Here is a 21586-nt window from a genome sequence, read left to right on the forward strand (position 1 = left end):
ACCGTTGAGTATAACTGAGAAAGCAAAAATCGTGCCATGAAATAAAATTACACTATAAAAGCATCATTATACTTCATCTTACCCGTATTGAGTCAGGAATTATTGAATTGCGATACCGCGTAAGTTCTCAACTTTCTAAGCAAACATGATTCATATTTAATCTCCTTGTTCAGCGGATAATATCCTCACTTGTCGGAATATGATACTTTATTGCAAGCATTGAAGGTTGATTTGCCAAACGAAAGTAATCAACCAATGGAAAAATTACATTTTGCCAATGCTACGCTTCATGTTATTGCCGGAATTATAGCTCTCATAACAGGTTTCGCTGCCATTTTAGTAAGAAAAGGTTTGGGCAGACATGTTTTATTTGGTAAATATTTCATGTGGATGATCGTAGTGGTCATCGTTACAGGTTTTTTAGGTGTCTTCATTTTTAATCGCAACAGTTTTCTTCTGGTTATTACTCTACTTAGCGGATACAATTGTTACAGTGGAATGCGTACGCTAAAATTGCGTGGTCAAAAACCGGAATTGCCGGATTATATCATTCCGGTCTTCGTAATCTTTTCTGCTGTTTATTATCTGTATTATTTGAAATACAACGGATTATACTGGTCGCCTGTCATTATCTATTCAACTGTCGGGGCGTTATTTCTGGTCACCGGATTTGACCTTTGCAAATCGTTTATGGCTGTAAAATTCCTGAGAAAGTCCATAATGTATGAACATTCCTATAAAATGATCAGTGCTTTTAGTGCCATTTCGTCTGCGTTTACTGGCACCGTGTTTCCTGATTACAAACCATACAGCCAATTTCTGCCATCGGTTGCCGGAATAATTTACATAATCATTACCTTCATTCTTCTGTCAAAAAAAACATTTGTTCTAAAAGCTAAAACCATTGTTCATAACAAAAAACAGGATGCTTCCCGCGCTTAAAACTTTGTTGATCTGCCTGTTGATTGGGCTGGGTTTCGGTATGTATCTGTATTTTACTTATGACCAGCGTTTGGAGCGTATTGTAATTTCTGTACTGTCTACCGCTTGTATTGGATCCCTGATGATGTTGGTTATCAACTACCGAAACTTTTTTACCATGGTGACTTCAATCCAGAGTTATAAGATGATTATTATGATTATTTTATTGATTTTGGCAGCATTGACAGGTTCCGAAATGATGTTTTTTGCGCAGTCACTTATATGGAAAAATGAGCATTATCAATTATTTAGCGGAGGGAATATTTATTTTTTAAACATACTGATCGTTCTTGTGACAGGCATCCCGATTTATGTTAGTGAGGAATGGAAAAGCCTTTTGAATTCACAAATTTTAAGTCAGCAATACCGTGTTTTGGAACTGGAACAACAGAAAACCACCTTTGAGCTCGAACTTTTACGTGCAAAAGTAAACCCGCATTTTCTTTATAATGTACATAATACCATAGCCGGACTTATCTTGAAAGATCCGGCAAAGGCCGAGAAAATGGTACTGCTTTTATCGAAATTTTTCAGATTTACATTGAATAAAAACAGTGCCACTTTTCATGCTGTATCGGATGAAACCGACATTATCCGTACATATCTGGATATGCAGAAAATACGTTTTGGCGACCGGCTCGATTACGTAATTGAAGCGGATAATACTGTATTACCTTTGCAAATTCCATCCTTTATTTTGCAGCCCATTGTGGAGAATGCGTTAAAACATGGTATTGAAAAACGAAAGGAAAATGGTGTTGTGAAAGTCGGAATTAAGCTTGATGGAAACGAAATGCTGGTTACTATTTCTGATTCCGGACCTGAATTTTCAGCAATGCCTGGCTCCGGGATGGGCTTGCAAATGGTAAGAACTAAGCTGCAATTGCTCTACCCGGGAAATTTTACATTGGAATTAAATAACGAACCAGAAAAACATGTCCGGATTATTATCCCAAAAAGAAATAAGAACGTTGCTGGTTGACGATGAAGATATCGCGATTTATCGTTTAAAAAAAGCACTTGAATTCTATCCGCAGATCAAAGTTATTGGTGAAATAAATGATGGAAAAGCCGCTGTCAGACTTATCAATGACCAGCGACCTGATCTTGTCTTTCTTGATATCCAAATGCCGGAAATGAATGGTTTCGAGGTGTTAAATCATCTTGATTATTTGCCGATGATTGTTTTTGTAACAGCCTATGAAGAATATGCGATAAAAGCTTTCGAGAAAAACTCTCTGGATTATCTGTTAAAACCGGTTGATAATGAGCGCTTTGATATAACAATGCAAAGAATTATGAAAGGTAAGATCAGCGAAAATGATGTACTGCAAAAAATCAAAATGTTGCTCATTGAAAATCAGCCAAAAGAATTTATCACGACAATTCCGGTTAAATCCGGCAATAAAATAACCCTCGTTCATGTTTCTGATATCTGCTTTTTTGAGGCAAAAGACAAATACGTTTACATTCACACAAACGAGGAAGAAAAGCTTATAGATTATCCGCTCGGATATTTACAGGAACGCCTTCCCGATGAATTTCTCCGTGTTCACAGAGGTTTCATTATCAATAAATTAAAAATCCGGGAAATTCATAAATACTTCAAAGGAACCTATATTTTGGTTATGAACGATTTACGAGTATCAAAGATCAAAAGTGCATATTCTTATTCAGAAGAGATTCGTGCGAAGTTGTTATTGGTTTAAATTACATTTTGTAGCCGCCATCATCATTATTTTCCTTCTCCAAATATCAATTGATCTCTACCAGTTTTGGTAGTCCAGCCTCCGTTTGTCAATCAGTAAAATTCTTAACGCATTTCCTGTTCATTTTTAAAGTGAATTTCATCCACTAATAAAAACTGCGTATGGCACGGGGCGAACACTTTGCAAACAAAAATGGCTTAAAAACAGTCAGGGAAAGTCTCAGGAAATTTCTGGAAAAAGGATTTGACTGGATTGCTTTGTTAATTATCACGATAATTATCCTTTTTACGCTCATATTTTTTTAAAATTTCACACAGACTCAATATTTTTATGAAATCACTTCTAACATTTTTGGCTTTTAATGTTGTCCTTTTGATATGTTGTTACGAGAAAAAATGCGCTGGTTCGATGCAGGAACCTGCACATATTGAGCCGGTTAACCTGGATAATACTTTTATGGCAAACTTCAACACTGATAAAAGTGATTGTCAGAAGTGTTATTCCCGCATGCATATGGTGATAATGAATGGTTTTGTCAATGGTTATTATTGTGAAGAGGATATGCGCCGACATATAAGTGTTGTGGGTGCGGTCAGGGATGGCAAGAAGATTATATTATTTGAATCAGAAAATGGAGAAATTACACGGACATTTCAGGGAGGATATCAAAAAAGAGCAAAGGGATTGATGTTGATTTCCGGTATCTGGAAAAGTACAAATAGTAAAATGATGTCGAAATCTGATGATGACAATATTTTGCCGGATTCTGATCTGTTTCAGGCAGTCTTTTTACCTGGTAAAAGGCAGTAAATGTTGACTTTAACCTTTTTTTTGCTTACAATTAAAAAGTAATTATATCAAATCCCTGGCTGATTTATGAGGTACTTTCAGGCATTCCTGCTCTTGTTTTTTACCTCAGGGCCGCTTCTTGCTCAAATGCCCTCTCTTACGCTCGAACATATTACAACCAAGGAAGGGCTTCCGTCCAACGAAGTCTGGTCGTTGACTAATGACAAACAAGGCTTTTTGTGGATTGGTACCGGCCGGAATATTTGCCGGTATGACGGATACAATTTTCTCAGGCTGGACAGTCTTAAACTGGGATATTGCTCGGGCGTATCGACCGACTCCAAAGGAAATATTTATACTTCCAACGATACCAAAGGTTTGTGTAAAATCGATGCGAAAACGTTGGCAGTAACCACTGTGGTGATCAATAATTATGATGATTCCGACCCAACCAATGATTTGCATGAACAATGCATGGTCGATAGCTTTGACCAGGTTTGGGTTTGTGATTACACGTCGGTGAAAAGATATGATACCACAAGCGGAAAACTTCACCGATACACTTTTTCACAAACGGCTTCCGGCGGTGATGTTTACCAATATGCCAGCTTTTTTGAAGATTCAAAACATACACTCTGGGTTGTTTCTGAAATAGGTCTTTATAAATATGATCGCCAAGCAGACAAGCTTGTCTGTATGCTTGGTAAGGAAGCAATTTTGGCAAAAAATCGTATACCGGTTCGATTGTCAAAAGCTTGTGAGGACAGTGAAGGGAATTTTTGGATAGGCAGTTATGAATATGGCCTGGTGCGTTTTTCGCCAAATGATCAGTCTTTTAATATACGAAAAGCAGGTTTTGAACATAACTATGTAATCTGCGTTCAGCAATCTCAGGACGAAAATGGTCAAAAGCTTCTTTTTGTAGGAACAAATGATGGGATCAGTATTTTTTATCCTGATCGTAATGCGTTATATCATCTGCCTGAATTTTATAAGAACGGAATAAGGGTGAAGGCCATGATTGAAGATAAAATCAACCGGATTCTCTGGATTGGAACCAGTGACGGCGTCTACAAATATCGATATGGCAATGCCGGAATTAAAACCATTGCAATTCCTGCTGGTGTGGTCCGGCTTCCGGTTCAGATCACCACAATTTTACCTGCACCGGACGAAACTTTTCTTTTAGGCCTTTCACATTCCGGCGCCTTAATCTGGAAACCTTCCGAAAATTTTTTTAAATTATTACCATACCCAGCCGAGGCATTCACACAGCAAATGCGATGGATTCTGGGCCGTCCTTATGCTTTTACAGATAAAGGTGTTTTTACGGGAGATCTTAAAAAAGGAAAGTTTACTGCCTTTCAACCGACATTGTCATTGTTCAAAAATACAGATTTCAGAGATGGATTGTTAGATAAAAAAGGCCGGTTATGGATTGCAAATCTGAATGAAGGATTAAAAGTGATGGATCCGGTTACGAAACAGGAAATCAAATTATGGTCCGCCAAAGAAAGCAGGAAACTGTTGAATCTGACTTATTTGAAGGGAATACTCGAAGGAGCAGATGGCCGGATCTGGGTTGCAACTTGCTCACGCGGGTTATTTTTTTTCGATGAAAAATCGGGGGAATTTGTGAACATAGAAACGCTACCAGAAAACAAAGGAAAATTAATAGGAGGGGATTGCATTAACGGAATGCAAAAAGGACCAGACGGATCCATACTGATTGCGAGCTGGGGCGGTGTTTCAAAAATTTCGCCGACCGGTAGGATTATAAGCACATTTGAGTTCAAAACGGATGCGCTGAACGATACCTATTGTGCCAATATCGCAGAAATGCCAGGTGGGAATCTTTGGTTCAGTACCAATGAAGGCATCCACATTGCCAACCCTAAAACCCACAACATACGTTATCTGACAACAATAGAAGGATTGAAAAACAACGCTCCGATAGGTTTTTATCACAGTGCGGGCAACGAACTTTTTTTAGGCCACACAAATGCCATTAACATACTGGATGTAAATCAGTTAAATAATAATGTGGTGACACCAGGTGTCGTTATTAGTTCCATTGAAATAAAAGGTAAAACATTACATCAGGATCTAACCAAAGAGATTTTTCTGGGACCGGATGATAACGCCATCACTTTCAATTTTTCAACATTAAATTATGAGCCTGCTTCAAAAAACTTTTTCAGCTATAAACTCGAAGGTTTTGAACCGAACTGGATTGACCTGGGCAATCAGCATACTGTTTCTTTTACCAATCTTCCTTCCAAACCATACCGGTTGCTGGTCAGGAGCAGAAATAGTTCTGGTAAAATAAGTGAAACACCGCTTGTCGTTAAATTCCGGGTGGAGCCTTATTTTATCAATACCTTGTTTTTCAGAACACTCATCGGACTGGCCATAGCAGCCATGATCGTGGCGATGATGCGGTGGCGGGTCAACACCCTTGCGGAACGTAACCGGCTTGATCTCCAGGTTGCAGAATGGAGACTAAAAGCCCTTCAGTCACAAATGAACCCCCATTTCTTATTCAATTCACTTAACTCCGTACAGAATTATTTATTAACCAACCGGGGCGTTGAAGGGGCTAAATATTTGTCAAAATTTTCAAAACTGGTACGGCGCATCATGGAGAATTCCAATCATCAGTATCTTTCCTTTGAACAGATCATTGATACGCTGCGCATGTATGTGGAGATAGAATCTTTTCGATTCAATCATGAATTTAGCTATACTTTTGATATTGAAGATAATGAAGCACTGCTGGATGCGCACCTGCCGCCGATGCTATTGCAGCCTTATGTAGAAAATGCAATATGGCATGGATTGATGCCAAAGGAAGGTGAGAAAAAATTGAAAATAACAGCCAGGATTCTGGATAAACATATTGTCTGCACAATTGAAGACAATGGTGTAGGCCGCACCTTTGCACCGCGGACAGAGGGGCATATTTCCCGCGGGGAGGAAATGACAAAGGGTATTTTTGAATCACTACGGCACAAAGACAGTGACGCAAAAATAGAATTTATTGATCTGTTTGATGCCAGTAATAATCCGGTCGGCACAATGGTGAGCATGACTATTCCACTTGAAAATGTATGACATATGAAACAAAATTTACGCGCTGTTATCATTGATGATGAAACCAACGCAAGGGAAGCGCTGGCTAACCTGCTCAGGTTGATGAATCCTGACGTTGAAATTTGTGGTGAAGCAAAAAATGCTGATCTGGGAATTGAGCTTATAAAAGAGAAAAATCCCAACCTCGTTTTTCTCGATATTCAGATGCCCGGAAAATCCGGATTTGATTTACTGGCCTCTTTCGAAAAAGTGGATTTTGGTGTTATTTTCACTACCGCCTATCAGGAATTTGCCATTCGTGCATTCCGGTTCAGTGCCATAGATTATCTTTTGAAACCTATCGATCCGGATGAGTTGCAGGCTGCCGTTGAGAAATACAAATCCCGGCAAGCCAGTATAAATCCGCAGCAGATTGCGATTTTACAACAGCAGTTGGACTCGCCGGGTACTATGCGTCTGGTTAATCGTCAAAAGAACGACAATCAACGGATTGCACTGCCAACAGCGGAAGGCATTCATTTTGTTCAGATGACAGAGATTATTCAATGTGAGTCACTGGGATCTTACACAAAGTTTCATCTTATCAAAGGACCGGCCATCGTGGTTTCCCGGCTTTTGAAGGAATATGAAGAGATTCTGGACAACTATTATTTTTTTCGCGTGCACCAATCCAATATCGTCAATCTTGAACATATCAAACGTTATGTCAAAGGTGACGGCGGCCAGGTGTGGATGAGTGATAATACTGAAATTGAGGTTTCCCGCCGTCGTAAGGATGAATTTTTGGCACTCTTGTCGGATTTTTATGTCAATTCCGGGAAGTTGAAATGACGTAATTGATTGATAGTTTTTGTAAAATATACCGCTTCAGATGATCTCAAAGATTACCATTTTTTAACCAATTGTGCAGCATTTCTCACCGGCTTTAAAGTAAAACCTGCCTTACATATATTCTGAAATTTGGAAGCTTTCGGTTGTATTAGTTTTGAAATGTCAAAGGGAAACAAAGACGGAAAATTAAAGTCTTTTTACTATTTCCCATGTTCTCATTCTTAACAAACAACTTTTCAGTATTATGAAAACTTCTTCAATTTTGGTATTTTTTGTTATGATTTGTCTTGTAGGTTTTACCTCTTGCAGTAAAAAATCGGACGATGTCACCCCGGATCCGGCTGCTGTGGTGGGCTTTAAAGTGAAAGTTGACGGAAATAATTACACACCGGATTATGCCTATGCACTGGCAAACTTTCCAGGAGCAAACGGCTATTATGCCATTTATGGAATGGATAGTAAAACGAGTGATGTCGTTGCAATTGCGCTGCCAAATTCCGCAGCAGAAGGAACATACCCGATCAACGAAGTAAATTTTGGTATTATCACAATCAATAAGGAAGATTTTTCAACGATAAATGGAGGAAGCGGAAGCATAACGGTTACCAAAAAAACAGAAACCAGCCTGACGGGTACTTTCAGTTTCACAGCTTATGACGCGTCAGGTTCTAAAAAGAGAACGTTAACAGAAGGAAGTTTTAACGTTAATGTTCGATAAGGTTTACAAAACGCTTCATTCAAACTAAGTTATCGGCTGCCATAAGGCGGCCTTTTTTGTTGGCTCGTTTTTTGTATCAGCGAACCAGAATTTTAGCAATAAGTTAAATTTTGATATTCGTTAAACAAAGGATCTTATTATGAAAGCAGAAAATGACCTTGATAAGTTTATAAACGCACAGCATCGTGATTATGAACCGGCGCTTGCGGAAATCAGAAACGGCAGGAAACAAGGCCACTGGATATGGTATATTTTTCCACAAGTCGCCGGTCTTGGCATGAGCAGTACTTCCGAATTTTATGGTATCACCGGCATTGAACAGGCCAGCCGCTATCTGGAACATGCGGTGCTCGGAAAAAGACTGATAGAAATTTCAAATGCTATTTTGGGAGTAAATGGAAAAACAGCTAATCAAATTATGGGAAGTCCCGACGACTTAAAGCTGAGGTCAAGCATGACTCTATTCAACCTGGTAAAAGATACCAATCCGGTGTTTCAGGCTGTGCTTGACAAATACTTTGGTGGAATTCCTGATCAGAAAACAGTTGATATCATTAAAACAACTTAAAAATTTAAAGTTACAGATGGACTTGCAGCTTAAACGTCAGGGGTAGTCTCAATCAGATTTAACTTCAAACAGGTAAATAAATACAGAAAGTCGCTCCTTCACCTGGTTTGCTAATGGCGGTAATTCCTCCGCCATGATTGGCTACAACGCGTTCACAAATGGCCAGACCAACGCCAGTTCCCGGGAATCGGCTTTGATTATGCAATCTTTGAAACACCTTGAAAATACGATCCAGGTATTGCGGCTCAAAACCGATACCGTTATCTGTTATATTGATTTGATGAAACTCAGGTGCGCTGCTGAAAGGCTGGACTTCTGCGGGTAATTCAGTCCTTTTCTTTTTGAAATGTTGAATCCTGATAGCAGGTTTTTGATCTTCTGGTGTAAATTTGATCGCGTTCGAAATCAGATTCTGAAACAAATGCACCAATTGGGATTTATCACCTTGCAGATCCGTCAGTTCATTGACTTCAATAAATGCTTTTCTTTGCTCAATTTCGAGCGATAAAGTTTCCAGCGCATCTGTTACAACAGCGTTCAACGAAACATTGTCAAATTTTTGCTGACTGTTGTCGACCAAAGAGTAAGTTAAAACATCTCTGATGAGCGACGACATTCTGGCCGCCGCAGCACTAATTCTTTGCAGCAGATTTGAAGACGGTTCATCAAGCTGATTTCCCATTTTTTGCGTTAACATGGAGCTGAATGTCTGTATTTTACGCAAAGGCTCCTGCATATCATGGCTTGCAATATAGGCGAACTGCCGAAGGTTACTGTTCAGACGGACAAGATCCTCATTCACCAGTGTTAGCTCCTGTGTACGCTGGTTAACGCGCTCTTCAAGCTCCTGCGAAAACTGACGATACCGTGCTTCGCTTGCTTCTATATTTTGCCGGTTTTTTACCTGACCCGTCACATCCGTGGCTATCACCAGTATACCTGATATTTTACCGTTGTTATTTTGCCTTGGCTGATAAGTCAGATCAACAAAAATCGTTTCCTTTTGATTGCCCCTTGTAATCATTACAGGCGTTTCGGAAACAATGTAAGGCTCGCCGGTTGCCATAACTTCCTTCAACAAATCATCAAAACCCTGACCCACCAATTCCGGCATTGCCACTAACATAGGTTTACCAATAAGTTGTTCCGGCGTCCGTCCTACCAGTTCTGCATAAAATGGATTAGCCATGGTGTATGTCAGCTCCGACTCGTCTATAAGCGCAATGGCCACGGGCGATTGCTCAAATGATGACAAAATCTGGCGCTGGGCTTCATCAATTTTTTGTTGGGCCAAAACCCGGTCAGTAACATCGATAGCCATATCCATAACGCCATAAATTTCTCCGTCTTTGTTGCGTACTGGCTGGTAAGTGAAATCAAAATAATGGCTTCTCAATACACCGTTTACAACAAGTTGCGCATGCATATTCACAGCTGTGTATGGTTCACCTGTTGTCAAAACATTATGAAGGATGTCAAGAAATGGCTGTCCTTTAAGTTCCGGAAGTACTTCTGCAAGAGGTTTTCCAATAGCCGAGGAGTTTCTTCCCCAATAACTTAACATCAGGTCATTTGCCAGCTCTATGTCGAAATTCTGGCCAGTTAATAGACAGGTTGCAACGGGGGCCTGATCAATAAGAGAACGGAAACGTGCTTCACTTTCGGCCAGCGCAGCCCTTATTTTTTTCTGCTCTTCAATTTCTGCCCGCTGGCGTTCGTCTTTTTGTCTTAATTCTTTATTTTGTTTTCGGATTTTAAGAAGATTGACTACCTGTCTGGCCAGAATTTTCAGCGCCGACTTTTGAGATTCACTTAATTCTTTTGGAACATTATCAATCACACACAAGGAGCCCAGGGCAAACCCGTCTTCGTCAACCAGCGGAGTACCTGCATAAAATATAACATGAGGATCTCCCGTCACCAGTGGATTATGCGCAAAGCGCATATCTTTTCTTGAATCGGTAATGATAAATGTTTCGGTAGGATTGTTTATCGCATGCGCACAAAATGAATAAGCACGAGGGGTTTCCCGCGCCGCAAGACCATGATTTGATTTAAACCACTGTCTGTCTTCATCAACTAAACTAACCAATGAAATAGGAGTTTGACATATTTCAGCAGCTAACTGAGTAATATCGTCATAGTCTTGTTCAGGCAAAGTATCCAGAATATCATAGCTTCTAAGGGCATTAATTCTTACGTTTTCCTCAGCAGATAGATATTCATTCATTGGGTATGAAAAATTTAGAGCATGACTTTGAGCTCATAGCGATATTTTTGAATCAAATTATGGCGGAATTAAAAATATCTAAAAAATGATGCCAGGGCACATTTATGGTGCAGGTCATCATTTGTTTCTGATATCGCGTGACCAAATGACCTTTTAAAATTGAACCCTTCTCTATATACTAAAAAACAGACCCATTAGATTTAATCGAATTCGTTATGACATTGGTTTTTTATTAAATGCCTTTTTCCATCGTTATAGCAGGGATTGTAGATGAAAAAATAAAACCAATAAATAATAATCGTCGTTTACTGTTTGATTTACAGCTGAAAGAAGAAAAAAATTAAGTCATAATATTAAAGTTTGCTATTAATCAAAATACGATTTACATTTGTTTGACATTTTAGTTAAACAAAATAATTAAACCATGGCGGTCAGAGATACGGGGGCGGAGCAAAAGATAAAGGATTCAGCGAAAAAGATGTTTTTTAGTGAGGGAAAACTGCATGCAACCACCCAGGACATCGCTGACGCGGCAGGTGTTAACAGGACTTTGTTAAACTATTATTTTCGAACGAGAGAGATTTTGTTTGAAACTGTTTTTAAAGAAGCAATGCAGGAGATGGGTGTGAAGCTGGATTCTGTATTTCTATCAAAAACTCCTTTTTACGAAAAAATTGAAATGTTTATCGATGTTTTTACGGCTGAAATTACTGCATATCCATACCGCGAAATCTTCTTGATAACCGAAATACATCGGCAGGATGTCAAACATTTGAATACGGGGCCAGGACATAGCCAGATTTTTAAAACATTTTTTGTCGAAGTCCAGTCGGCCATTGATGGCGGGATTTTGAGGGCTTCCACAACACCTTTAAATTTTACCATGAACCTGTTTTCAATCATGGCGTATCCTGTCATTATGGAGCCGCTGTATCGGAATATGTTTGATCTTAATGCAGAGCAATTTGCTGAAAATCTAAAAACCCGAAAGGCTGAGATTTTAGATATGCTTTTTAAATAAGTATATTTTTTTGACCAAAATTTAACAAAATTGTCAAACTAAATCGTTGAAAATCATGATTGAGTTGTTTATAATTTCAATGGTTTATCGGGAAATTTCGACGCTCTGTCGTGATTTTACTGGTTTGTAACCTGTCTGTTTTCTATTATAAAAGTTTATTTGTCCTTTTGTAATGAATTATGTGCTATCACTGGATAATGAAAGTGCAGGACTTAACGGCTGATAATCATCTGATTTCGGTCTAAACTTTCAAACAATTGGACAGTATAAACTAAATAGTAAATAATATTTTTTTCTCTCAAATCATATAAGTAGCGAAATGCCTTTATATCAATATTAACAAAATTGTCAAACTTAAAAGTTTATCTATTTAGATAAGAAATATGAATTTTAATCCTGAAAATATGAAAAATCTTCTCTCCCTGATAACAGCATCCCTGGCTGGTATTTTATTTTTGGCATCTTGTGGAGGTGAAAAAAAAGAGAACCAAGGACAGCCAGGTCCGCAGGCTTATAAAGTGCTGCAAGTGGAGCAGCGGCCAACTTCTTTATACAATGATTTTCCTGCATCCATCCAGGGTGAGCAGAATATTGAAATCCGTCCCAAGGTCGACGGGTTTATCAAGAAGATTTTTGTAGATGAAGGACAGGCGGTTAAAAAAGGACAGTTATTATTTACGATCGATGCGCCGCAGTATGAGCAGGATGTTCGCAATGCAGCTGCGGCAGTAAGTAGTGCCGAGGCCGCCGTAAATACAGCGCAGCTTCAGGTCAATAAAACGATCCCGCTTGTCAAAAAAGAGATCATCAGTAATTTCGAACTTGAATCCGCACAAAATTCTTTAAAATCCTATACTGCTGCCCTGGCGCAGTCACGGGCGACTTTGGCCAATGCTAAAACGAACCTGGGTTATACACGTATAGTTAGTCCCGTTAACGGTGTGGTGGGTGCGTTGCCCTATAAATTGGGCAGCCTTGTGAGCAGCACAACAACAGAGCCATTAACCACCATTTCAAACATCGGAAAAGTATATGCTTATTTTTCCATCAATGAAAAAACGCAGTTAACATTTTTAAGGGAGGCCCAGGGAAAAACTTTTGCTGAAAAGCTTAAAAATCTCCCTGAGGTTTCATTAATCCTTTCAGACGGAAGTGAATATGAACCCAAGGGCATTATTGAAACGGTGAGCGGGCAGGTTGATACCCAGACCGGTTCTTTTAATGTCAGGGCAACTTTTCAAAATCCGCAGGGCCTTTTACGCTCGGGAAACAGCGCTTCGGTCAGGATACCTTCGCGTACCACATCGGCGCTTTTGATTCCGCAAAGTGCGACCTATGAAATACAGGGTAAGCTTTTCGCCTATGTGGTTGGCGATTCCTCCGCGGTTAAATCGGTGGAATTAAAAGTTCAGGCTACACCTTCCGGACAGGCTTATGTGGTACAGTCAGGGCTTAAAGCCAAGGATATTATTGTAATTGAAGGTATTACCGGACTTGCCGAGGGGACAAAAATAAAGCCGGTTTTTGTGAATGCGGACAGTCTTAAAACACTGAAATAGTTGCTTTTTATAAAGGTTTTATAACTTAAAAAACATCGTTATGTTAAAAAGATTTATCGGGAGACCCGTGCTTTCTACGGTCATCTCGGTCCTTATCGTCATACTCGGAATTATAGGGTTAACCTCACTTCCGGTTTCCCAATACCCGGAAATCGCACCTCCAACGGTTCAGGTTTCAGCTTCTTATCAGGGTGCCAATGCCGAGGTAGTTTTGAATAGTGTGATCGTTCCGCTGGAAGAGCAGATCAATGGCGTTGAGAATATGACTTATATGACTTCCACGGCCAGCAATGATGGTTCTGCGTCGATCACTATCAACTTCAAATTGGGTACAGATCCGGATCTGGCTGCTGTAAATGTGCAAAACCGGGTTTCCCGTGCAACAAGCCTCTTACCACAGGAGGTTACCCAGGCGGGTGTGACAACGGCAAAAAGACAAAGCAGTAATGTTTTGATCTTTTCAATATATAGTGACAATGCTGCTTACGACGAGACATTCCTTCAAAATTATGCAAACATCAACATCGTTCCCGAGATTAAGAGGATCAACGGTGTGGGAGATGCGAGCGCATTTGGAACAAAGGATTACACGATGCGTATCTGGCTCAAACCAGATGTGATGGCCAGTTACGGACTTATTCCTGACGATATTAATGCAGCACTTTCTGAGCAAAACATTGAAGCAGCACCCGGCCAGCTTGGCGAAAAAGGGAAACAGGCTTTTCAATATACCCTAAAATATAAAGGCCGGTTAAAGGATTCGCAGCAATTTGGTGATATCATTATCAGGACTACGGCTGATGGAAATATACTCCGCCTGAAAGATGTAGCGCGACTGGAGCTCGGCGCGCAGAGCTATTCAAGCACAACAACGATGAACGGAAAAGCCGCGGTGGGTGTGGCCATAAACCAGACTGCGGGCTCCAATGCACAGGAAGTGATTGAAAATTCTGTTAAAGTGCTGGAAGAAGCCTCTAAAACTTTCCCAAAAGGAATTCACTATGAACCGCTTGTAAATGTCAATGACTTTCTGAATGCCTCCATTGAAAAAGTAATCCATACGCTGATTGAAGCATTTGTTCTGGTGTTTTTGGTTGTATTCCTGTTTTTGCAGGATTGGCGGTCAACGCTTATTCCCGCAATTTCAGTTCCGGTTGCTATTTTGGGTACCTTTTTCTTTCTCAATTTATTTGGATTTACCATTAATTTGCTGACACTTTTTGCCCTGGTACTGGCTATTGGGATCGTGGTTGATGATGCCATTGTCGTTGTTGAAGCGGTACATGCCAAACTGGATCAGGGTTATCGATCGGCCAAAAAAGCAAGTATGGACGCCATGAGTGAAATCTCGGGTGCTATTATTTCGATTACACTGGTTATGTCTGCGGTTTTTATTCCAGTAAGTTTTATCAGCGGTTCGTCCGGTGTTTTTTATAAACAATTCGGTCTGACACTTGCCATTGCGATTATTCTTTCAGCAGTTAATGCCCTGACATTGAGTCCTGCACTTTGTGCTTTGTTCCTAAAACCTCATACCGAAGGCGAGCACGCGAATAAGGGATTTGTACAACGCTTTTATCTGGCTTTCAATACAGGTTTTGAAAAAACAACCGATAAATATAAAAAGTCAGTCAGTGTTTTGATCAAAAGAAAATGGATTGGATTGGCTCTGATCGCTGTTTTTAGCGGCGTATTTGTTTATCTGATGAATACAACGCCGACTGCTTTTGTGCCGAATGAGGATATGGGAACGATCATGTCCGATATCAGTTTGCCAGCATCGGCATCTTTGGAACGAAGCGAAGAAATCACCAGACAGGTTCAGGAAATAGCTTCGTCAATTCCGGAAGTGCAGTCGGTTTTAAAAGTAACAGGCCGGGGAATGATCAGTGGTTCCGGAAGTAACTATGGTATGGTGATAATGAAACTGAAACCCTGGGATGACCGGAAAGAAAAGCAACAAAGTATAGATGCGGTGATCGGTCAGCTTTTTGCCAAAACGGCAGCAATCAAAGATGCACGGATAATCTTTTTTGCGTCGCCAACGATACAGGGTTTTGGAACTACCAATGGTTTTGAATTTCAGTTGCAGGATAAAAGTGGTGGCAGTGTAGCCAAGTTATATAAAGTCAGTCAGGATTTTCTGGCTGCATTGGCAAAAAGGCCTGAAATTCAGTATGCTTCAACGTCCTTCAACCCAAATTTTCCGCAGTATGAAATTCAAGTGGACGTAGCAAGGGTCAAAAAATCAGGACTTACGGTTAATGATGTGCTGGGGACTTTACAGGGATATTTCGGAGGGATTTATGCTTCGAATTTTAACCAGTTTGGAAAACAATACCGTGTTGTTTATCAGGCAGATGCCCGATACCGTGATAATCTGGAAAGCCTGAATGCGATCAAAGTCAGAAATGCAAGCGGCACAATGGCACCTATTAGTGAGTTTGTTTCACTTCAAAAAGTATACGGACCGCAGGCGATCAGCCGCTTCAATCTTTTCACGGCAGTAAGTATTAATGGTGCTCCAAATGCAGGTTACAGCTCAGGAGATGCCATCAAAGCCATTGAAGAAGTGGCGGCAAAATCGCTTCCTACGGGTTATGGATATGAATTTTCAGGAATGACACGGGAAGAAATGTCAGCTGGAAGCCAGATTGTTTTCATCTTTATGCTTTGTATTGTATTTGTATATTTCTTGTTGAGTGCTCAGTATGAAAGTTACATTCTTCCGTTTGCGGTGCTTTTATCTTTACCAATCGGTTTGGCCGGCGCATTCATTTTTGCGACTGTCTTTGGTGTCAGCAATAACATATATCTCCAGATAACGCTGATCATGCTGATTGGTTTGCTTTCGAAAAATGCCATTCTGATTGTAGAGTTTGCCTTGCAGAGAAGAAGAGATGGCGAAGATATTTTCCAGGCTGCCATTGACGGCGCCATCGCCCGTTTCCGTCCGATCCTGATGACTTCTTTTGCCTTTATACTGGGTCTTATTCCCCTGATGGTTGCTTCCGGTGCGGGTGCAACAGGTAACCGCTCCATTGGTACAGGTGCTGTGGGTGGTATGCTGATCGGGACGATTTTCGGGGTATTCGTCGTACCGGCACTTTTTGTGATTTTTCAGGGAATTCAGGAAAAAATATCCGGCCCTCCAAAGGATTATGATCTGATAGAAGAAACAGACAATCACGAAAAAACAATAGCCCAAAACATCTCTCAATAATCATTTTTTGATGTGAGAAAGTTGAAAATATAAAGAACAGGAAAATGAAACTGAAAACATCCAAACAAATCATCAGCGTTTTGCTTCTTACAGGAATTATGGTTTCCTGTAAGATCACAAAACCATATAGTACGCCAAACCAGGAAAATACGGGATTATTTAGAGGAGCATCCACGAATGATACGGCAACAATCGCTGATCTTCCCTGGCAGAAACTGATCTCGGACACCACACTGCAAAGCCTGATCAATGAAGGCTTGCAAAAAAATCTTGATCTGAAAATTGCCATTCAGCGTATCAATCAGGCTGATGCGTCTTTGCAGCAAAGTAAAGCTGTTTTTTTCCCAAGTCTGGAAGGTGGTCTGAAAGCAACTAATACGAAATCTTCTGCCGCTGCATTGAATTTTCCGGCAGGTCTTAATATCAATCTGAACACAGTTACTTATCAGGCGTTGTTAAGTTCAAGCTGGGAGGCTGATGTTTGGGGAAAATTGAAAAGCGGAAAAAAAGCAGCTTTGGCGACATTTCTGCAAAGTGAGGCGTCGAAACGAGCCGTGCAGACGCAGCTGATTTCTGATATTGCAGTCAGTTATTATGACCTTCTGGCTTATGATCAGCAGCTGGTTATAACAGAGCAAACTTTGAAAAACAGAATTGAAGATCAGGAGACGATGAAAGCTTTAAAAGATGCCGCCATTGTGACTGGTGCCGCAGTTGTGCAAAGTGAGGCCAACCGATATGCCGCAGAAGTATCCATTCCCGATTTAAAAAGAAGTATCCGGGAAACGGAAAACGCGCTGTCGATTCTTTTAGCCAGGGAACCCGGACCGATTGAAAGAACAAAACTTGAAGACCAGCAACCCTATACCGACCTATCCGTTGGTGTGCCGTCGCAGCTTTTAAGAAACCGTCCGGATTTGCAGCAGGCTGAATTTGCTTTCCGTGCTGCTTTTGAAAATACGAATGTGGCGCGTACCTATTTTTATCCCGCTTTAACGATCACAGCCAGTGGCGGACTTTCAAGTTTACAGGTTAAAGATTTTTTCAACAAATCCATTTTCTACACTTTGATAGGAGGGATCACCCAGCCGATCTTTTCACAGGGAGCAAACAAAGCGCGGTTGCGAACCAACCAGGCTCAACAGCAAGAGGCTTTTTACAGCTATCAGCAAAGCTGGCTTAATGCAGGGCAGGAGGTTTCCAATGCTTTGTATCTTTACAATGCCGCAACAGCCAAGGAAGATTCCAGAGCCAAACAAATTGCTGCCTTGCAAAAATCTGTTGAGTTTACAAAAGACCTGTTGCAGTATTCATCAGCGACAAACTATACGGATGTACTGACTTCCGAGCAAACATTGCTTTCCGCACAGCTGAGCGGCGTTAACGACCGTTTGCAGAAATTGCAGTCGGTTGTGCAGCTTTACAGGGCGCTTGGAGGTGGCTGGAAATAGGAAGTGATCCGTTGCTTGGGGCCACTGACATTTTAGCTTTAATTTCTGTCTTAGTAAATCAATCCCTGGCCTGCAATAGCAGACCGGGGATTTCCTTTTGATAACTGTGATGAAAGTTAATTCGCTGCTAACACGTTTTTAATCACCAATATTGAATTGATTCTGATCGTGATTGGTAATTTAAATCATAACAAAACAGGCGCGAATGCCAATGCATCCGCGCCTGTTTTGTTATATATTAAAGTCTGACTTTTAAATTAATCTTGACTCACGATCCTGTCTCTTTTTCTTTTGTTTGTAAGCAATTTTTTCAATCGCTACAAAAAGAACAGGTACTACAAAAATCGCCAGCGAGGTTGCTGCAAGCATCCCTCCGAATACCGTCCAGCCAATGGTTTTACGGGATTCAGCTGCTGCTCCACTTGCAAAGGCCAGCGGAAGTACCCCAAGGATAAAGGCAAGGGAAGTCATAATGATCGGGCGCAAACGAAGCTGAACCGCTTCCAGTGTTGCCTTCACTAATTCCATTCCGCCATCGACACGTTCTTTGGCAAATTCCACAATAAGAATCGCGTTTTTGGCTGCAAGCCCGATCAGCGTAATCAAACCGATCTGCGCATAGATGTTATTGGTAAGATTTGGTAGTAAAGTCAGTGTAATAATCGATCCCAAAGCACCGATAGGTACTGCAAAAAGTACAGAGAACGGAATTGACCAGCTTTCATAAAGCGCAGCAAGGAAGAGGAATACAAAGACAATGGAGATGGCAAAGATGGTCGTCGTTGCATCACCCGCTTTTATTTCTTCCGAACTCATACCTGAGAATTCATAGCCATATCCATCCGGAAGCGTTTCCGCTACTTCTTTAAGCGCCTGAATAGCCTGACCAGAACTGAAACCTGGTTTTGGAACACCGTTGATTTCAACAGAACGATATATGTTATAGTGGGAGATAAGCGCAGGGTTTTCAACTACCTTGCTGGTAAGGATCGCAGATAACGGAATCATATTACCTTGCGAATTTCTCACATAAAACTTGTTAAGCTGGTCCAGATTTGAGCGGAAACTACTGTCGGCCTGCACCATAACCCGGAAGTTACGTCCGTAAAGGTTGAAGTCGTTCACATAGGTACTACCCAAAAGCGTAGACAAGGTACTGAAAACGTCATTTACCTGAATACCCAGTTTTTTAGTCTTGTCACGATCCACGTCAATTTGGTATGATGGCGTTTTCGCGTTAAAGAAAGTATAGGCCATTCCAATTTCAGGACGCTGGTTAACAGCGGCAAGGAATTTCTGAGTTACGCCTTCAAACTTCTTGATATCATCCGTACTTGTTGTCTGTTGCAGTTCAAAAGTAAAACCGGAAGTCTGACCAAGACCAGGAATTGCCGGAGGAGCAATGGCAAGAACCCGCGCTTCTTTGATATCGGCTGTACGCTGCTGAATTTGTTTGATCACAGACTGCACATGGTGTTCTGCTCCTTTACGATCAGCCCAAGGCTGAAGCGTAACAAACATAGTACCCACATTGGATTTATTCGAGAAGCTGATTACGTTAAGACCCGCAAGACCACCGACTGTTTTAATTTCGGGTATAGCCTGAACACGTTTCATAACTTCTTTGATCATCGCAATGTTACGCGTTGTGGAAGCACCTTCCTGCATTTCATAGGTTACAAAAAGACGTCCTTCATCTTCAACCGGGATAAAGCCGGAAGGTTTGTTTTTAAATAAAAATACAAGTCCGACGATCAGACAAACCATCATGATCAAAACGTAAGGCGTTCCTTTAATCCATTTGGCAACGCCTCTTGTATAGGATCGTGAAACACCATCGAACCATTTATTGAATTTGTCAAAGAATTTTTCCAGCCAGTTCTTTTTCTCATTGGCACCTTTGGTTGGTTTAAGCATCATCGCACAAAGCGCCGGTGTTAAAGAAAGGGCAACAAAAGCGGAAAGAAGTACTGAAACTGCAATCGTGATTGCAAACTGCTGATAAAGGCGACCTACAATACCTGGTACAAAACTTACCGGCACGAACACCGCCGCAAGAATAAGAGCAATCGCAATTACCGGTCCGGAAATTTCATCCATCGCTTTTTTGGTCGCGTCTTTTGGAGACATCCTGCCGTGGTCAATATTATGCTGGACGGCCTCCACCACCACAATCGCATCATCCACCACAATACCAATCGCTAATACGAAGGCAAAAAGTGTCAGCGTATTAATCGTAAAACCGAAAGGAATAAAGAATATAAATGTTCCGATCAATGATACCGGGATCGCAAGAATCGGAATCAATGTTGCCCGCCAGTTTTGAAGGAAAAGGAATACCACAATGACCACCAGAATCATCGCTTCGGCAAAGGTGTGTAATACTTCTTCAATCGAAACACGCACAACGGATGCCGTTTCAACAGGAATTACGTAATCTATATCTTTTGGAAAAGTCTTTTTCATTTCCGCCAGTGCCGCCATAATACCGTCGTAGGTATCAAGCGCATTTGCACCCGGTGCCTGATAGATCAAAACGAAGGCAGCAGGTTTTCCATTAACAAAGGCGTTGGCATTGTAGTCAAACTTACCAAGTTCAACACGGGCCACATCTTTCAGATATACTACGCTTCCTTCACTTGGAGAAGAGCGAACGATGATGTCATTAAATTGCTGCTCCGTGTTTAAACGGCTGTTTGTAAGTACACTGTATTCAAAAGCCTGAGCCGTTGGCTGCGGTGTTGATCCTACGGTACCTGCTGCAATCTGAAGGTTATTTTCTGCTAGGGATGCAATGATATCCGAAGGTGTCATGTTTAAACTGGCAAGCTTGTCAGGGTTCAGCCAGATACGCATACCGAAGTCATCCGCGCGGGAAACAATATCACCCACACCTTTAACACGCTGAATTCTGTCTTTCAGATAAATGTTGGCATAGTTACCAATAAACTGCGCACTGTGTGTTCCTTTTGGTGAATACAAAGCAACGGCAACCATGATGGCAGGCTGTCTTTTACGCACCGTAAGTCCCAATCTTTTTACCACATCCGGAAGAGCCGGTTCAGCCACACTCACACGGTTTTGCACATCAAGTGCAGCAATGTTAACATCCGTACCAATATCAAAAACAACGTTAATGCTGCTTTGACCGCTACTGGTACTGTTAGAAGACATATAACTCATGCCGGGCGTACCATTCACCTGCGTTTCGATTGCAGTTGTAGTCGTCTGCTCGACCGTCTGGGCGTCGGCACCGGTAAAAGTACCCGAGATGGTTACCGTTGGCGGCGTTACATCAGGATACTGGGCAACGGGCAGTGTCGTTAAGGAAATAAGGCCAACCAGTACAAGCACGATTGAAGCAACAATCGCTGTAACGGGCCTTTTTATAAAAATATCTGCAATCATTTTTT

Annotated in this window: 14 protein-coding genes; 12 read left to right on the forward strand and 2 right to left on the reverse strand. The window is 41.1% G+C overall.

The genetic code is table 11. The annotated features are described in order from the left end of the window. The first annotated feature begins 255 nt into the window (after positions 1-255). The 8 genes from LXL81_RS04125 to LXL81_RS04160 all read left to right on the forward strand — a co-directional run bounded on the left by LXL81_RS04125 (position 256) and on the right by LXL81_RS04160 (position 8689). Positions 256-942, forward strand: a complete 687-nt coding sequence (locus LXL81_RS04125) for a hypothetical protein (protein ID WP_234645438.1) — start codon at positions 256-258, stop codon at positions 940-942. After that, positions 905-1963 carry a sensor histidine kinase gene (locus tag LXL81_RS04130; protein WP_234645439.1) on the forward strand — a complete coding sequence of 353 codons (1059 nt, stop codon included), beginning with the start codon at positions 905-907 and terminating at the stop codon, positions 1961-1963. The genes LXL81_RS04125 and LXL81_RS04130 overlap by 38 nt, the downstream gene beginning before the upstream one ends. Beyond that, positions 1917-2690, forward strand: a complete 774-nt coding sequence (locus LXL81_RS04135; RefSeq protein ID WP_234645440.1) for a LytTR family DNA-binding domain-containing protein — start codon at positions 1917-1919, stop codon at positions 2688-2690. Before LXL81_RS04130 ends, LXL81_RS04135 begins: the two co-directional genes overlap by 47 nt. A gap of 330 nt (positions 2691-3020) precedes the next feature. Beyond that, positions 3021-3500, forward strand: a complete 480-nt coding sequence (locus LXL81_RS04140) for a hypothetical protein (RefSeq protein WP_234645441.1) — start codon at positions 3021-3023, stop codon at positions 3498-3500. Positions 3501-3566: 66 nt separating this feature from the next. Beyond that, positions 3567-6593, forward strand: coding sequence for a two-component regulator propeller domain-containing protein (locus LXL81_RS04145; RefSeq protein ID WP_234645442.1), 3027 nt, complete (start codon positions 3567-3569; stop codon positions 6591-6593). 3 nt (positions 6594-6596) lie between these two features. Further along, positions 6597-7403, forward strand: a complete 807-nt coding sequence (locus tag LXL81_RS04150; RefSeq protein WP_234645443.1) for a LytTR family DNA-binding domain-containing protein — start codon at positions 6597-6599, stop codon at positions 7401-7403. Between the two features lie 244 nt (positions 7404-7647). Continuing rightward, positions 7648-8121, forward strand: a complete 474-nt coding sequence (locus LXL81_RS04155; protein WP_234645444.1) for a DUF6252 family protein — start codon at positions 7648-7650, stop codon at positions 8119-8121. A 139-nt stretch (positions 8122-8260) separates the two neighbouring features. Then, positions 8261-8689 carry a DUF1810 domain-containing protein gene (locus tag LXL81_RS04160; RefSeq protein ID WP_234645445.1) on the forward strand — a complete coding sequence of 143 codons (429 nt, stop codon included), beginning with the start codon at positions 8261-8263 and terminating at the stop codon, positions 8687-8689. Positions 8690-8753: 64 nt separating this feature from the next. Here the strand turns inward: LXL81_RS04160 and LXL81_RS04165 are convergent, their stop codons facing one another. Next, a complete protein-coding gene (locus tag LXL81_RS04165; protein WP_234645446.1) occupies positions 8754-10919 on the reverse strand; it encodes a PAS domain-containing protein in 2166 nt (721 codons plus the stop codon). Positions 10920-11343: 424 nt separating this feature from the next. Between LXL81_RS04165 and LXL81_RS04170 the strand changes: the two genes are divergently transcribed. From LXL81_RS04170 to LXL81_RS04185, 4 genes are all read left to right on the forward strand, one after another. After that, positions 11344-11940: a TetR/AcrR family transcriptional regulator gene (locus tag LXL81_RS04170; protein WP_234645447.1), complete on the forward strand. Its 597-nt coding sequence runs from the start codon at positions 11344-11346 to the stop codon at positions 11938-11940. 404 nt (positions 11941-12344) lie between these two features. Further along, positions 12345-13499 (forward strand): efflux RND transporter periplasmic adaptor subunit, encoded by a 1155-nt coding sequence (locus LXL81_RS04175; RefSeq protein WP_234645448.1) that lies wholly within the window; start codon positions 12345-12347, stop codon positions 13497-13499. A 40-nt stretch (positions 13500-13539) separates the two neighbouring features. Next, positions 13540-16722, forward strand: coding sequence for an efflux RND transporter permease subunit (locus tag LXL81_RS04180; protein WP_234645449.1), 3183 nt, complete (start codon positions 13540-13542; stop codon positions 16720-16722). Positions 16723-16766: 44 nt separating this feature from the next. Beyond that, entirely contained in the window at positions 16767-18173 is a 1407-nt protein-coding gene (locus LXL81_RS04185) for an efflux transporter outer membrane subunit (RefSeq protein ID WP_234645450.1), read from the forward strand. A 252-nt stretch (positions 18174-18425) separates the two neighbouring features. Here LXL81_RS04185 and LXL81_RS04190 read toward each other — a convergent pair whose 3' ends face one another. Then, positions 18426-21581, reverse strand: a complete 3156-nt coding sequence (locus LXL81_RS04190) for an efflux RND transporter permease subunit (protein WP_234645451.1) — start codon at positions 21579-21581, stop codon at positions 18426-18428. Positions 21582-21586 lie beyond the last annotated feature (5 nt).

It is taken from the genome of Dyadobacter sp. CY356 (genome assembly GCF_021440195.1).
Classification (GTDB): Bacteria; Bacteroidota; Bacteroidia; order Cytophagales; family Spirosomataceae; genus Dyadobacter.